Annotated in this window: 11 protein-coding genes and 1 pseudogene; 6 read left to right on the top strand and 6 right to left on the bottom strand. The window is 72.6% G+C overall.

The window, feature by feature from the left end; translation table 11 throughout:
* Positions 1–257, top strand: a pseudogene (locus HGA02_RS02210) (ribonuclease D); the annotation flags it as partial.
* Between the two features lie 141 nt (positions 258–398).
* A complete protein-coding gene (locus tag HGA02_RS02205) occupies positions 399–1973 on the top strand; it encodes an amidohydrolase family protein (protein WP_168677073.1) in 1575 nt (524 codons plus the stop codon).
* A gap of 126 nt (positions 1974–2099) precedes the next feature.
* Here HGA02_RS02205 and HGA02_RS02200 read toward each other — a convergent pair whose 3' ends face one another.
* Both HGA02_RS02200 and pgi read right to left on the bottom strand, forming a co-directional pair.
* Positions 2100–3434 (bottom strand): pectate lyase, encoded by a 1335-nt coding sequence (locus tag HGA02_RS02200; RefSeq protein ID WP_168677071.1) that lies wholly within the window; start codon positions 3432–3434, stop codon positions 2100–2102.
* Positions 3435–3696: 262 nt separating this feature from the next.
* Positions 3697–5367, bottom strand: coding sequence for a glucose-6-phosphate isomerase (gene pgi / locus HGA02_RS02195; protein WP_168677069.1), 1671 nt, complete (start codon positions 5365–5367; stop codon positions 3697–3699).
* 130 nt (positions 5368–5497) lie between these two features.
* Between pgi and HGA02_RS02190 the strand changes: the two genes are divergently transcribed.
* On the top strand, positions 5498–5821 hold the full coding sequence (locus tag HGA02_RS02190) for a hypothetical protein (protein WP_168677067.1): 324 nt from the start codon (positions 5498–5500) through the stop codon (positions 5819–5821).
* A 35-nt stretch (positions 5822–5856) separates the two neighbouring features.
* Here the strand turns inward: HGA02_RS02190 and HGA02_RS02185 are convergent, their stop codons facing one another.
* Positions 5857–6909 (bottom strand): LLM class flavin-dependent oxidoreductase, encoded by a 1053-nt coding sequence (locus HGA02_RS02185; RefSeq protein ID WP_168677065.1) that lies wholly within the window; start codon positions 6907–6909, stop codon positions 5857–5859.
* A 225-nt stretch (positions 6910–7134) separates the two neighbouring features.
* Here HGA02_RS02185 and HGA02_RS02180 point away from each other — a divergent pair, with 225 nt between their 5' ends.
* The 3 genes from HGA02_RS02180 (at position 7135) to HGA02_RS02170 (ending at position 10794) form a co-directional block, all read left to right on the top strand.
* Positions 7135–8322 carry an ROK family protein gene (locus HGA02_RS02180; protein WP_168677077.1) on the top strand — a complete coding sequence of 396 codons (1188 nt, stop codon included), beginning with the start codon at positions 7135–7137 and terminating at the stop codon, positions 8320–8322.
* Between the two features lie 92 nt (positions 8323–8414).
* The gene (locus tag HGA02_RS02175; RefSeq protein WP_168677075.1) at positions 8415–9737 is read left to right on the top strand and encodes an extracellular solute-binding protein; all 1323 of its coding nucleotides are present in this window, start codon (positions 8415–8417) and stop codon (positions 9735–9737) included.
* Positions 9738–9852: 115 nt separating this feature from the next.
* Positions 9853–10794: a carbohydrate ABC transporter permease gene (locus HGA02_RS02170; RefSeq protein WP_124343838.1), complete on the top strand. Its 942-nt coding sequence runs from the start codon at positions 9853–9855 to the stop codon at positions 10792–10794.
* A gap of 86 nt (positions 10795–10880) precedes the next feature.
* On the opposite strand, the gene ahcY is transcribed toward HGA02_RS02170, so the two are convergent.
* The 3 genes from ahcY to HGA02_RS02155 all read right to left on the bottom strand — a co-directional run bounded on the left by ahcY (position 10881) and on the right by HGA02_RS02155 (position 14170).
* Positions 10881–12368: an adenosylhomocysteinase gene (ahcY, locus tag HGA02_RS02165; protein WP_168677063.1), complete on the bottom strand. Its 1488-nt coding sequence runs from the start codon at positions 12366–12368 to the stop codon at positions 10881–10883.
* A 120-nt stretch (positions 12369–12488) separates the two neighbouring features.
* Positions 12489–12698 carry a Trm112 family protein gene (locus tag HGA02_RS02160; RefSeq protein WP_168677061.1) on the bottom strand — a complete coding sequence of 70 codons (210 nt, stop codon included), beginning with the start codon at positions 12696–12698 and terminating at the stop codon, positions 12489–12491.
* Positions 12698–14170: a phosphomannomutase/phosphoglucomutase gene (locus HGA02_RS02155; RefSeq protein WP_168677059.1), complete on the bottom strand. Its 1473-nt coding sequence runs from the start codon at positions 14168–14170 to the stop codon at positions 12698–12700. Before HGA02_RS02155 ends, HGA02_RS02160 begins: the two co-directional genes overlap by 1 nt.
* Between the last annotated feature and the right edge of the window lie 66 nt (positions 14171–14236).

Raw genomic sequence — 14236 nt, 5'->3', positions numbered from 1 at the left:
CGGACAAGGACCCGGCGGCGGCGGCGCGCCTCGCGGCTGCCCGCGACGTCGTGGCCGAGCTCTCGGAGACCCATGCCGTCCCGGCGGAGAACCTGCTGCAGCCCGACCTGCTGCGCCGGCTGTGCTGGGCGCCGCCGCGCCCGCTGGACGCGACGACCATCGCCGACGCGCTCGCGACGGGTGGTGCGCGCGCGTGGCAGGTCGAGCTGCTGGCGGAGCGGCTCGCGACGGCGTTCGCCGGGCTGCCCGGGGCCTGAGAGCTCCCGAGAACGCGGTGTTACTCTTCGGTAACTTCGGCTGACGTAGGACCTAGGTCCCGGTAGCGTCGGCCCCAGCGGTCCCGTCCCGGCGGGACCCGCACCCGTCACCGGACACCGTCGTCCACGCCTGGAGGCCCGATGCCGACCGCATCCGCCCGACCGCCCGTCGCCCGCCGCGTCGTCTTCGTCGACGGGGTCCGTACCCCGTTCGGCCGCGCGCGCAAGGACGGGCTCTACGCCCACACCCGCGCCGACGACCTCGTCGTCAAGACCGTGCGCGAGCTCCTCCGTCGCCACCCGGACCTCCCGCCGGAGCGCGTCGACGAGGTCGCGATCGCCGCGACCACCCAGCAGGGCGACCAGGGGCTGACCCTGGGCCGCACGGTCGGCGTCCTCGCCGGCCTCCCCCGCACCGTCCCCGGCTACGCGGTCGACCGCATGTGCGCGGGCGCGATGACCGCGGTCACCAACGTCGCGGCGACCATCGGGATCGGCGCCCAGGACGTCGCGATCACCGGCGGCTACGTCGTGCCGGTGTCGGGGCCGCCGGTCGAGGGCGGCACGGTGCTCGTCGTCGACGGCCGGATCGCCGCGGTCGGGACGGACGTCGAGGTGCCCGAGGGGACGCGCGTGATCGACGCGACCGGGCGCTGGGTCCTACCCGGGTTCATCGACGGGCACGCGCACGTCGGCCTGCACGAGGAGGGCGAGGGCGCCGCCGGGAACGACACGAACGAGATGGTCACGCCCAACACCGCGGGCGTCCGGGCGGTCGACGCCGTGAACATCGAGGACGAGGGCTTCCGCGACGCGCTCGTCGGCGGCATCACGTCGGTCGTCGTGAAGCCCGGCTCGGGCAACCCGATCGGCGGTCAGTCGGTCGCGATGAAGACGTGGGGCGGCCGCACGGTCGACGAGCAGGTCATCTCCGCGGCGGTGAGCGTGAAGTCGGCGCTCGGCGAGAACCCGAAGCGCGTGTACGGCGAGCGCAAGCAGCTCCCGTCGACGCGCCTCGGCACGGCCCTGGTCATCCGCGAGGCGTTCACCCAGGCCCGGCACTACGCCGCCGCGCGGGCCGCCGCGGCGACCAAGGGTGAGCCGTTCAAGCCCGACCTCGCGATGGAGACCCTGGCCCGTGTGCTCGACGGCGAGCTCGTGTGGGACCAGCACACGCACCGGCACGACGACATCGCCACGGCGCTGCGCCTCGCGGACGAGTTCGGCTACCGCCTGGTCGTCAACCACGGGACCGAGGCGCACAAGATCGCCGACGTGCTCGCCGAGCGCGACGTGCCGGTGATCTTCGGCCCCATGTTCACGAGCCGCTCCAAGGTCGAGCTGCGCGACCGCGCGATCGAGAACCTCGCGGCCATCGCGGCCGCGGGCGTGCGCGTCGCGATCACGACCGACCACCCCGTCGTGCCCATCAACTTCCTCGTGCACCAGGCGACGCTCGCCGTGAAGGAGGGCCTGCCACGCCAGACCGCGCTCGAGGCGCTCACGACCAACCCCGCGTCGTTCTTCGGGCTCGACGGCCGCGTCGGCGCGCTCGAGCCGGGCCGCGACGGCGACGTCGTCGTGTGGTCGGGCGACCCGCTCGACGTGCACGCGCGCGCGGAGCACGTCCTCATCGACGGCTGCACGGTCTATACCTGGGACGAGGCCCCGCACCGTGGACGCGTCGTCGAGCGCGCCGAGCGCTTCACGCACTGACCGCGCCGACGCCCCGCCGCGGCGGGCCGACGACGACCGACGGCACCGTCCCGGGAGCGTGGGACGGTGCCGTCGGTGGTGCGGGACGTCAGGCGGGACCAGTCACCGGTCCGCGCCGGGGGCGGCTCACCGGTAGGTGAGCGACGACGTCGAGTAGCCGCACGCCGCGGACGGGCCGGACGAGACCTTGCTCGGCTCGCCCGACGTCACGCCCTTGTACTCCTCGCAGATCGCGATCTTCTTCGACGAGTCGCCGATGATCGTGACGCCGCTGATCGTCGCCTTGTCGCCGAGGTTGGAGTTGATCCCGACGAGCGACTTGCCGGGCGCGGTGACCTGCACGTCCCGCACGACGACCGTGCGGGCGTACTGCTTGGAGCAGTTGCCGCACGAGCGGTAGAGCTTGCCGAAGTCGGAGACCTGGACGTTGGTGATGACGAACGTGCCGGGGCCGTTGTGCTGGAACACCTTGTCGGACGCCGACCGTGCGCCGCCGCCGTTCACGGTCATGACCTGAGACGACGAGGTGCCCTTGAACGTCGCGGCGTCCTCCTCGACGTCCTCCCACCACACGTTCTCGAGCGTGCACGTGCCGGTGCAGTGGACGCCGTCGCCCGCACCCGAGCCGAGGATGACGTTCTTGAGGACGGCCCCGTCGGACAGCAGGAACATCGGCGGCTGCGACTCGCTCTGCCCGCCGGACGAGATGCCGTAGTAGCGGACGAGCCCGCCGTCGAGCGTGCCGCTCACGGAGATGGTCGACGACACCTTCTTCTCGCCCTTCGCCGTGGGCCACGACGGGAACGAGCCGGGGTTCGACGTGGTCGTGGGCTTCGGGGTGGAGGTCGCGGTCGCCGTCGGCTTCGGGGTCGACGTCGCGGTCGGCTTCGGGGTCGACGTGGCGGTGGGCGTGCTGCCGGAGCCCACCTTCACGAGCTGCCACTGCTGGTGGTACGACTTGCCGTCCGTGAGCTGGACGATCGCCGCGCCGGCGGACGTCGAGGCGCCGGCGATCGACACGACCTTGCCCGAGTTCCGGTTGACGAGGCGCACGTAGTCGCTCTGGTCGACGAGCGAGAACTGCTGCGACCAGCTGCTCTGGTCGGTCGCCTGGACCAGAGCGGCACCGTCGGACGTCCCGGCCGACGCGACCGCGAGCACCTTGCCGGACGCGCGGTTGTGCAGCTCGTACCAGCCGCTGCCGACGGACACGAACTGCCACTGCTGCGACGGCGCGTCGGTGCGGTTCGCGGTCACGGTCGCGGCACCGTCGGACGTCGAGGCGCCCTGCACGTCGACGACCTTGCCGCTCTTGCGGCTGACGAGCACGTACGTCGCGCTGCCGTCGGGCGTCGCCGCGGACGCGGCGGGGGCGACGGCGAGGGCGGTCGCGGTGGCGAGCACGCCGGCGACGGCGAGCGCGACGGCCTGGCGGGCGCGGCGCGTGGGGCGGGATGTCATGGACGACCTCCGGGTCAGGAAAGCGATTGCTGGGACACCCAACCACCGCAAATCGCCCAGCGGCGCGGCTATGAGACGTTTCTCATGGCTCTACCGGTCCAGACTTCCGACACCCGTCCCGACTGCGTCACGGGCTGTGCCGGACGCGGCGATGTCCGTCGGCAGACCCTGGCTGACCTGCACGGACACCGCCGGGCAACGCACCGAGAGACGCCACCCGGCGGTCCGGGCGGCGCCCCTCGGGGAGCGGGCAGCGGGTGCGTCAGCCGCGCAGCTCCAGGTACTTCGCGATGAGTGCCTTCGTCGACGGGTCCTGCGCGTCGAGCGCGGACGTGTCGCCCTCGACCGCGGGCGCGATCTCGAGCGCGAGCTTCTTGCCGAGCTCCACGCCCCACTGGTCGAACGAGTCGATGCCCCACACGACGCCCTGCACGAACGTGATGTGCTCGTAGAGCGCGATGAGCTGGCCCAGCACGGACGGCGTGAGCGACGGCGCGAGGATCGACGTCGTCGGCCGGTTCCCGGAGAACACGCGCGCGGGGACGATGTCCTCGGCGGTGCCCTCGGCACGCACCTCGTCGGCGGTCTTCCCGAACGCGAGGGCCTTCGTCTGCGCGAAGAAGTTCGCGAGGAACAGCCCGTGCACGTCGGTCTCGCCGTCCTTGAGCGGGTGCGCGGGGTTCGCGACCGCGATGAAGTCCGACGGGATCAGGCGCGTGCCCTGGTGGATGAGCTGGTAGAACGCGTGCTGGCCGTTGGTGCCGGGCTCGCCCCAGAACACCTCGCCCGTCTGCGTCGTCACGGGGCTGCCGTCCCAGCGGACCGACTTGCCGTTCGACTCCATCGTCAGCTGCTGCAGGTACGCCGGGAAGCGGTGCAGGTACTGCGCGTAGGGGAGGACGGCGTGCGTGTGCGCGCCCAGGAAGTTGACGTACCAGACGTTGAGCAGGCCCATGAGGACGGGCACGTTCTGCGCGAACGGCGTGGTCGCGACGTGGGTGTCGACCGCGTGGAAGCCCGCGAGGAACTCGCGGAACGCGTCGGGGCCGATCGCGATCGCGAGCGACGTGCCGATGACCGAGTCGACCGAGTAGCGGCCGCCGACCCAGTCCCAGAACCCGAACGCGTTGGCCGGGTCGATGCCGAAGGCCGCGACCTTGTCGAGCGCGGTCGACACCGCGACGAAGTGCTGCGCGACGGCCGCGTTGCGGGCCTCGTCCGTGTCCTCGGTGCCGAGCTCGCGCCACAGCCAGTCGCGTGCGAGGCGCGCGTTGGTCAGCGTCTCCAGGGTGCCGAAGGTCTTCGACGCGACGATGAACAGCGTCGTGCGGGGGTCCAGGCCCTTGACCTTCTCCGCGAGGTCGGTCGGGTCGATGTTCGACACGAACCGCACCTCGAGGCCGTCCTGCACGTAGGGCTTGAGCGCCTCGTACGCCATCACCGGCCCGAGGTCCGAGCCGCCGATGCCGATGTTGACGACCGTGCGCACCCGCTCGCCGGTCACGCCCGTCCACCCGCCCGACCGCACCCGGTCCGCGAACGCGAACATCTTCGTGAGCTCGGCCTGCACGTCCGCGTCGACGTCCTGCCCGTCGACGACGAGCGCGGGCGACGCGCCCGCGGGCCGGCGCAGCGCCGTGTGCAGCACCGCGCGGTCCTCGGTGACGTTGATGTGGTCGCCGCGCAGCTGCGCCTGCAGCCGGTCGCTCAGACCGACCTCGTCGGCCAGCCGGACCAGGAGCGCGAGCGTCTCGTCGGTCACGAGGTTCTTCGACAGGTCGACGTGCAGGTCGGCGAGCGGGAACGACAGGCGCTCCGCGCGGGCCGGGTCCGCGGCGAACCAGCCGCGCAGGTCGGCGTGCAGCTCGGCCTCGTGGGCGGACAGGTCCTGCCACGCGCTCGTGCTGGTGGCGTCGATGGGGTGCGAGGACACGGGTCTCCCTCTCGGAGCGGGTGATGGGTGCGCGACCGCGCTGGCCGTCCCAACCTAGTGCGCGCCGCGGACCGGTCGCACGGGACGTCCGTCGGTCCGCCCGCACGTCGGTCGCGGGTACCGTGACCCGGTGCACCGGATCCCCACCGCCCTGATCGCCGCGCTGACGCTCGTCGTCGGGTTCGCGGTCGCGCAGGTCACCGACGTGCGCGCGCTCGGCGGTGCGGTGCTGCTGGCCGGCGGCGCGTGGTGCGCGGTGCGGTCGTGGCGGCCGGCCGGGCCGGTGCGCACGGTCGTCGTCCTCGTCGTCGCCGCCGCGTGCTTCGTCGTGTCGCACCTGCTGGCGCCGCACCTGGGCGCGTGGCCGTCCGTCGTCCTCGTCGCCCTGGTGCTGGCCGCCGTGACGTGGGTGCTCGTCGACCGTCCGGCGAGCCGGATCCGCGCGCAGGCCTGACAGCGGCCGCGCGCAGCCGCCACGGCGCGAGGACGTCAGCCCAGCGCGTCCCGGACCAGCGGCGCGACGCGCGTGCCGAGCAGCTCGATCGCGTGCATCGACTCGGCGTGCGGCACTCCCGACAGGTCCATCTGGAACGCCTGCCGGTCGTGGTGGAGGACGCCGTGCAGCGCGACGATCCGCTCGGCGACCTCCTCGGGGTGCCCGACGAAGTAGGCGCCGCCGCGCGCGGCCTGCGACTCGAACGCGATCCGGTTGGGCTGCGCGAAGCCGCGCTCGGACGCGATCCGGCGCAGGGAGTCGTGCCAGTACGGGTAGAAGAAGTCGCGCGCGGCGCGCGGGTCGTCGGCGACGAAGCCCATGCCGGCGACGGACACGAACGGCTGCTCGGGGCGCCCGGGCCGCGTCGAGGCGGCGTACGACTCGCGGTAGAGGTCGACGAGCGGCGCGAACGACGCGGGCTGGCCGCCGATGATCGCGTAGGAGACGGGCAGGCCGAGCGTGCCGGCGCGCGCCGACGAGCGGGGGTTGCCGCCGGTGGCGATCGCGAGGCGCAGGTGGGGGCCGAGCCCGGGCTTGTCGAGCGGGCGGGGCAGGACGAGGGCGTCGTCGAGCGGCGCGCGGAACCGGCCCGTCCAGGTGGTGCGCTCGGCCTCGTCGAGGCGCAGCAGCAGGCCGATCTTCTCGTCGAAGAGCGCGTCGTAGTCGTCGAGGGACGCCCCGAACAGCGGGTAGGACTCGATGAAGGAGCCGCGTCCGGCGAGCAGCTCGACGCGACCGCCCGAGTACAGGTCCATGGTCGAGAACTGCTGGTGCACACGGACGGGGTCCTCGGTGGACAGGACGGTGACGGCGGAGCCGACGGTGATCCGCGACGTCTGCGCGAGCGCCGCGGCGATCACGGTCGCGGGGGAGGAGATCGCGTAGTCGGGGCGGTGGTGCTCGCCGATGCCGACGTAGTCGAGGCCGACGTCCTCGGCGAGCCGGATGCGCTCGAGGATCTCCCGCAGCCGCTGCGCGGGGGAGACCACTGCGCCGGAGGTGGGATCGGGGTGGACGTCGCCGAAGGTGTAGAGGCCGAGCTCCATGCGTCGTGCAACGTGGGAGGGTGCCGCACTGTTCCGAGCGTCGGCTACCACGATCGTGGCGTCGTCGCACGTGGGAGCGTCTGGACGCGCTCCCACCTGCGCAGATGTCGGGCGCGTGACGGCCCGACCGGCCGCGAGTCGGCCGTGTGAACGGTCGGTCACGATGTGGTCACGGTCACAGATGGACACTTGACCGAGATTAGTAAGGACGCTCTACTAACAAACGTGACGACGACCACCACGCCCGGCTCGGCAGCCGGCAGCGGGACCGCCCGGCCCGTCGGACGCGCGCTGCGTCCCACGGCCAAGGCGCTGCCCGAGCACGGTCGCGCGCACAACCGGTCGATGGTCCTCGCGCACCTCTTCCACGTCGGCCCGTCCTCGCGCGCCGACCTCGCGCGCAGCACCGGGCTCACCCGGGTCACCGTCTCCGGGCTCGTCGCGGAGCTCATCGCGGAAGGCCTCGTCGAGGAGCTCGGCGTGCGCGCCGAGGGCAAGGTGGGCAAGCCCGCGACGCTCGTCGGGATGCGCACCGAGGCCTACCAGGTCGTCGCCGTCGACCTCACCGACGACACCCGCCTCCACGGCGCGGTCATGAACCTCGACGGCTCGGTCGTCGCCCGGCGCTCCGTGCCGCTCGACGGCCGCACGGGGGAGGACGCGGTCCAGCTGCTCGACGCGCTGTGCCGCGACCTGCTCGGCGCCGCGCAGCGGACCGTCATCGGCGTCGGCATCGCGTCACCCGGTGTCATCGACCCCGCAGGCGTCGTCGTGCAGGCGCCCAACCGCGGCTGGTACGGCGTGCCGCTCGCCGCGCGCCTCACCGACTCGCTCGGCGTCCCCGTGCACGTCGCGAACGACGCCAACACGCGCGCGCTCGCCGAGTTCACGTACGGCGACGCGAGCGGCAAGGGCACGATCGTCGTGACCGTCGGTCAGGGCGTGGGCGCGGGCATCGTCGTCGACGGCGCCCTCGTGCTCGGCCGGCACCACGCCGCGGGCGAGATCGGCCACGTCACGGTCCTCGACGGCGACACCCCCGAGCGGCCCGCGTCGTGCGCGTGCGGCCGCGAGGGCTGCCTCGAGACCGTGCTCTCCGTCCCCGCGCTGCGCCGCCGCACCGCAGGACGCGACCCCCAGGACTCCGACGCCGAGCTGGCGTCGGTCGGACGGCTGCTGGGCATCGCCCTCGCACCCGTCGTCAGCGCGCTCGACCTCGCAGAGGTCCTGCTCTCCGGCCCCTCGGAGCTGCTGGACGGCCCTCTCCGCGAGTCGGCGCTCGCCACCCTCCGCACCCGCACCATGCCCGTCATCGGCGACGGGCTGGCGCTGCGGATGGGCTCACTCGACGAGGACGGGACCCTCGCCGGCGCGACGGTCCTCGTCCTGTCAGGTCAGCTCGGGGTCACGTGACGACCCCGAGCCGACCCGTTGCAGTCGGAATCACCACCCCGGCGACGCCGTTCGGCGCTCGCCTCGCTCACGGGAGGAACCCCAACGTGAAGATGCTACGTTTCGCGGCCGTCGGCGTGGCAGCCGCGCTCACCCTGACGGCGTGCAGCCAGGGTGACGGAGGCTCGGACGACGACGCGACCGGCAACGGCACCCCGGAGCCGGCCACGATCAAGCTGTGGCTCAACGGCACCGACACCGGTGACGCGCTCCGCGAGTACCTCGTGACGACGTTCGAGAAGGAGAACCCCGGCTCGAAGCTCGTCATCGAGGAGCAGGACTGGAGCGGCCTCGTGCCGCGCCTGCAGACCGCGCTCGCCTCCGAGGAGCAGACCCCGGACGTCGTCGAGATCGGCAACACGCAGTCCGCGACGTTCACCTACGCGGGTGCGTTCTCGGACATCAGCGACCTGTACACCGAGGTCGGCGACGCGAAGCTGCTCCAGGGCTTCGTCGACGCGGGCATGGTCGACGGCAAGAACTACGCCCTGCCGTACTACTCGGGCGCCCGTGCCGTGTTCTACAACAAGGACATGTTCGCGGCGGCCGGCGTCGAGGTGCCGACCACCCTCGCCGAGTTCAACGAGACCGCCAAGAAGCTGCAGTCCGACGCGGTCTCCGGCTTCTGGTTCCCCGGCCAGGACTGGTACAACGGCGCGACCTGGCTCTACACCGCGGGCGGCGACTTCGCGGTGCAGGACGGCGACCAGTGGAAGGGCGCGCTGTCCGACCCGAAGTCGGTCGAGGGTCTCGAGCAGGTCGCCGACCTGTTCGCGAACGCGACCAACGCGCCGGCCGACGCGGACTCGAACGAGCCGTGGGTCCCGTTCAACGCGGGCCAGGCCGCGATGTTCTCCGCGCCGACGTGGGCGCGCTGGAGCATCGACCTGCCGCAGTGCAACAAGGGCGTCGACCCCGACGACACCTCCGACGAGGCCAAGGCGCTGCGCGGTGAGCAGCAGACCTGCAACGAGGAGCACACCGGCATCTTCGCGATGCCCGGCACCACGAAGGGCGAGTTCGCCACCGCCTTCGCGGGTGGTTCCAACATCGCGGTCGCCGCGAAGTCCAAGAACCAGGAGCTCGCGAAGAACCTCATCCGCATCATCTACTCGCCCGAGTTCCAGCAGATGCTCGGCCAGAACGGCCTCATCCCGGGCAACACCGAGTACACGTCGTCGATGGGTGACGACGTCTACGCCCAGGCCGCGGTCTCGGCCGCGATCAACGCCAAGCTGACGCCGGCCGCCGAGAAGTGGGCCGACGTCGAGGGCGACCGCATCCTGGAGGACTTCTTCCAGCAGATCGCCACGGGCACCCCCGTCGAGCAGGCCGCGGCGGACGCGGACAAGCTCCTCGAGGACACGCTCAACTGATCCACCGGCCGGCCGGGCCCCGCGAGGAGCGGACCCGGCCGGCCCCGGTCAGGCGCGGCCGGGCCGCCGGCGCACAGCCCCGGCCCGGCCGCACCCTGCGAAGGAGCACTCCCGCATGGCAGCCACCGCCCTCGCGACGGACGCGCCCGACGCCCCGACCACACCGGTCCGCCGTCGCCGCCCCCAGCTCGGCGTCTACGGACTCCTGGTCCCCGCCGCCGCCGTCATCGCCGTCGCCCTCGGCTACCCCCTCGTCCGGCAGTTCGTCATCTCCTTCCAGGAGTACGGGCTGCGCCAGCAGTTCGGCCAGCCCGCGGAGTGGGTCGGCCTGCAGAACTACACCGATCTGCTGTCCGACCCCTACGTGTGGACGGTCATCGCGCGGTCCATCGCGTTCTGCCTCGTCAACGCCGCCGTCACGATGGTGATCGGCATGGCGCTCGCGGTGCTCATGTCCCGCGTCGGCCGGGCGGCGCGCACCGCGCTGCAGGTCTCGCTGCTCCTCGCCTGGGGCACGCCGGTCCTCGCGTCCATGACGGTGTGGCAGTGGTTGTTCGACACGCAGTACGGCGTCATCAACTGGGTGCTCGTGCACGTCTTCGGCATCGACTCGATGGCCGGCCACTCGTGGATCGTCCAGCCCGCGTCGTTCTACGTCGTCGCGACCGTGATCGTCGTGTGGATGTCGGTGCCGTTCGTCGTGTTCTCCGTCTACGCGGGCCTGCTGCAGGTCCCGGAGGAGACGATGGAGGCCGCGCAGCTCGACGGCGCCTCCGCACGGCAGCGGTTCTGGAGCATCACGATCCCGATCATGCGGCCCGTCCTGTCGATCGTCCTGCTGCTGCAGGTGATCTGGGACCTCAAGGTGTTCACGCAGATCTACGTCCTGCAGCGCGCCGGTGCGCCCACGCGGGACACCAACCTGCTCGGCACCCTCATCTACTCGTACTCGGACGAGTTCTCGAAGGCCGGTGCGCTGGCCACGATCATGCTCGTCATCACGCTCGCCCTGACCGGGTTCTACATCCGGCAGATGCTCAAGGAGGACGAGCTGTGAGCGCGCTCGCCACACCCCCCGCCCCGGCACCGCACGGCGTGCCCGACCCCGTCGACTGACGCCGGCGCGCGACGCGCCCCCCGAGGTCAGTACCGGTAGTGCTCGGCCTTGTACGGGCCCTCGACCTCGACGCCCAGGTACGCCGCCTGGTCCTTCGTGAGCCGTGTGAGCCGCACGCCGAGCGCGTCGAGGTGCAGCCGCGCGACCTTCTCGTCGAGGACCTTCGGGAGCCGGTGCACCTGACGGTCGTACGCGCCCTGCCGCGTCCAGAGCTCGACCTGCGCGATCACCTGGTTCGCGAACGACGTGCTCATGACGAACGACGGGTGGCCGGTCGCGTTGCCGAGGTTGAGCAGCCGCCCCTCGGACAGGACGATGACCGACCGCTCGCCGCGGCCCGTCCGGTCGTCGGCCGGGAACGTCCACTCGTGCACCTGCGGCTTGAGCTCGGTCCGCCGGACCCCGGGGTACGCCGCGAGCCCGGCCATGTCGATCTCGTCGTCGAAGTGGCCGATGTTGCCGACCACGGCCTTGTCCTTGAGGGCCGTGAGGTGCTCGACGGTGACGACGGACCGGTTGCCGGTCGCGGTGATGACGAAGTCCACCTCGCCGACGACGTCGTCGAGCCGTGCGACCTGGTAGCCGTCCATCGCGGCCTGGAGCGCGCAGATCGGGTCGACCTCGGAGACGATCACGCGCGCTCCCTGGCCGCGCAGCGCCTCGGCGGCCCCCTTGCCGACGTCGCCGTAGCCGACGACGAACGCGACCTTGCCGCCGATGAGCACGTCCGTCGCGCGGTTGAGCCCGTCGGGCAGCGAGTGCCGGATGCCGTACCGGTTGTCGAACTTCGACTTCGTGACGGAGTCGTTGACGTTGATCGCCGGGAACCGCAGGTCGCCCGCCTCGGCACGCTGGTAGAGCCGGTGCACGCCCGTCGTCGTCTCCTCGGAGACGCCCACGATCCCGTCGGCGACGCGCGTCCAGCGCTGAGGGTCCTCGACGAGCGACCGGCGCAGCAGCTCGCGCACGACGACCAGCTCGAGCGAGTGCTCGGGGTCGCCGGGCGCGGGCACGTCGGGCACCGTGCCGGACGCCTCGTACCGCGCGCCCTCGTGCACGAGCAGCGTCGCGTCTCCCCCGTCGTCGAGGATGAGGTCCGGGCCGCGACCGTCGGGCCACAGCAGCGCGTGCTGCGTGCATGCCCAGTACTCCTCGAGCGTCTCGCCCTTCCACGCGAACACCGCGGGACCGGCCGGGGCGTCGACCGTGCCGTGCGGGCCGACGACGACCGCGGCGGCGGCCTCGTCCTGCGTCGAGAAGATGTTGCACGACGCCCACCGCACCTCGGCGCCGAGCGCGACGAGCGTCTCGATGAGCACCGCGGTCTGCACGGTCATGTGCAGCGAGCCGCTGATCCGGGCGCCCGCGAGCGGCTGCGACGGTCCCAGCTCGGCGCGCAGCGCCATGAGGCCGGGCATCTCGTGCTCGGCGAGCCGGACCTGGTGGCGGCCGGCCTCCGCGAGCGCGAGGTCGCGCACCTGGTACCGACCGGGGACCTCGCTGAACCTCGCCATGCGCACCTCGCAGGATGAGACGGGCCGAGCCGGGCTGCGTCGCCCGTGCCCATCCTGCCCCACGACGTCCGGTCCGTCCCGGCCCGCGACGGTAGCGCGCCGCGCGCGGACGGGCGCGCGTCAGCGAGCGGGTGCCGGGCGGGCCTCGTCGGCGAGCAGCACCGGGATGCCGTCGCGCACGGGGTACGCGAGCGGCTCCGTCGGGTGGGTCGAGACGAGCAGCGGCTCGCCGTCGGGTCCGGTCGCGTCCACGAGCGTCGCGCCCGACACGGGGCAGCGCAGCAGGTCGCGCGCCCACGGCTCGAGCGGGTGGGTGGCGTCGGTGCTCATCAGGCGTCCTCTCCCTGGCGCACGAGCGCGAGGACGTCATCGCGCACCTTCTCCATGATGTCCTCGTCGGCGGCCTCGACGTTGAGCCGCAGCAGCGGCTCGGTGTTCGACGCCCGCAGGTTGAACCACCACTGCGGCTGGCCGTCCCAGTGCGACACGGTCAGGCCGTCGAGCTCGTCGACCTCGACCGGGCCGGCACCCTGCTGCGTCACGTACGCCTCGACGACGCGGGCGCGCGCCGCGGCGACGTCCTCGACGCGCGAGTTGATCTCGCCGCTCGCGACGTACGGCTGGTACTGGTCGGCGAGCGCCGACAGCGGGTGCGGCTGGCCGCCGAGGGCCGCGAGCACGTGCAGGGCCGCGAGCATGCCGGTGTCGGCGAAGAAGAACTCGCGGAAGTAGTAGTGCGCGCTGTGCTCGCCGCCGAAGACCGCCTCGTGCTGGGCCATCTCCGCCTTGATGAACGAGTGGCCGACGCGCGTGCGGACCGTCTTCGCGCCCGCCGCCGTGACGAGGTCCGGCACGACCATCGAGGTGATGAGGTTGTGGATCACCGTCGGCGTCCGGCCCGCGGCGCGCTCGCGCGCGACCTCGCGGAGCCCGACGAGGGCCGTGACCGCGGACGGGCTGACGGGCTCGCCGCGCTCGTCGACGACGAAGCAGCGGTCCGCGTCGCCGTCGAACGCGAGGCCGATGTCGGCGCCGTGCTCGACGACCGCGCGCTGCAGGTCCCGCAGGTTCTCCGGCTCGAGGGGGTTGGCCTCGTGGTTGGGGAAGGTGCCGTCGAGCTCGAAGTACAGCGGCACGACGTCGAGCGGCAGCTCCGGCAGGCCGGCACCGGTGCCGAGCACCGCCGGCGCGGTGTAGCCGCCCATGCCGTTGCCGGCGTCGACGACGACCTTGAGCGGGCGGATGCCCGACAGGTCGACCAGGGTGCGCAGGAAGCCCGCGTACTCGGCGAGCATCTCCCGCTCCGTGACGGTGCCGCGTGCGTCGTCGGCGACCTGCGGGACGCCCGACGCGAGGTAGTCGCCCGCGAGCTCGCGGATCGTCGAGAGGCCCGAGTCCTGGCCCACCGGACGCGCGCCCGCGCGGCACAGCTTGATGCCGTTGTACTCCGCGGGGTTGTGGCTGGCCGTGAACATCGCGCCCGGGACGTCGAGCGAGCCCGACGCGAAGTACAGCCCGTCGGTCGAGGCGAGCCCGATGAGCTCGACGTCGACGCCACGCGCGGTCAGGCCCTCCGCGAACGCGCCGACCAGCGCCGGGCCCGACGGCCGCATGTCGTTGCCGACCACGACCCGCGGCCGGCCGGTCGCCTCGGGGAGGACGACGACGTCGGCGAACGCCGCACCGATCGCCCGCGCCACGCCGGCGTCGAGCTGCTCGGGGACGATCCCCCGCACGTCGTAGGCCTTGATGAGGGCGGACAGGTCGACACGGTCGGGCGAAGGAGTCGTCACGTCGGGCATCGTACCGAGCGCGCGGGGCCGAGCCGACGCCCGCCACCTGCCGGGACGCGCGCGGTCAGGCGCCGT

The sequence above is a fragment of the Cellulomonas septica genome (assembly GCF_012396155.1).
Classification (GTDB): domain Bacteria; phylum Actinomycetota; class Actinomycetes; order Actinomycetales; family Cellulomonadaceae; genus Cellulomonas; species Cellulomonas septica.
Note: the sequence above shows the minus strand (reverse complement) of the source record. Positions and strands in the feature narration are given on the sequence as shown.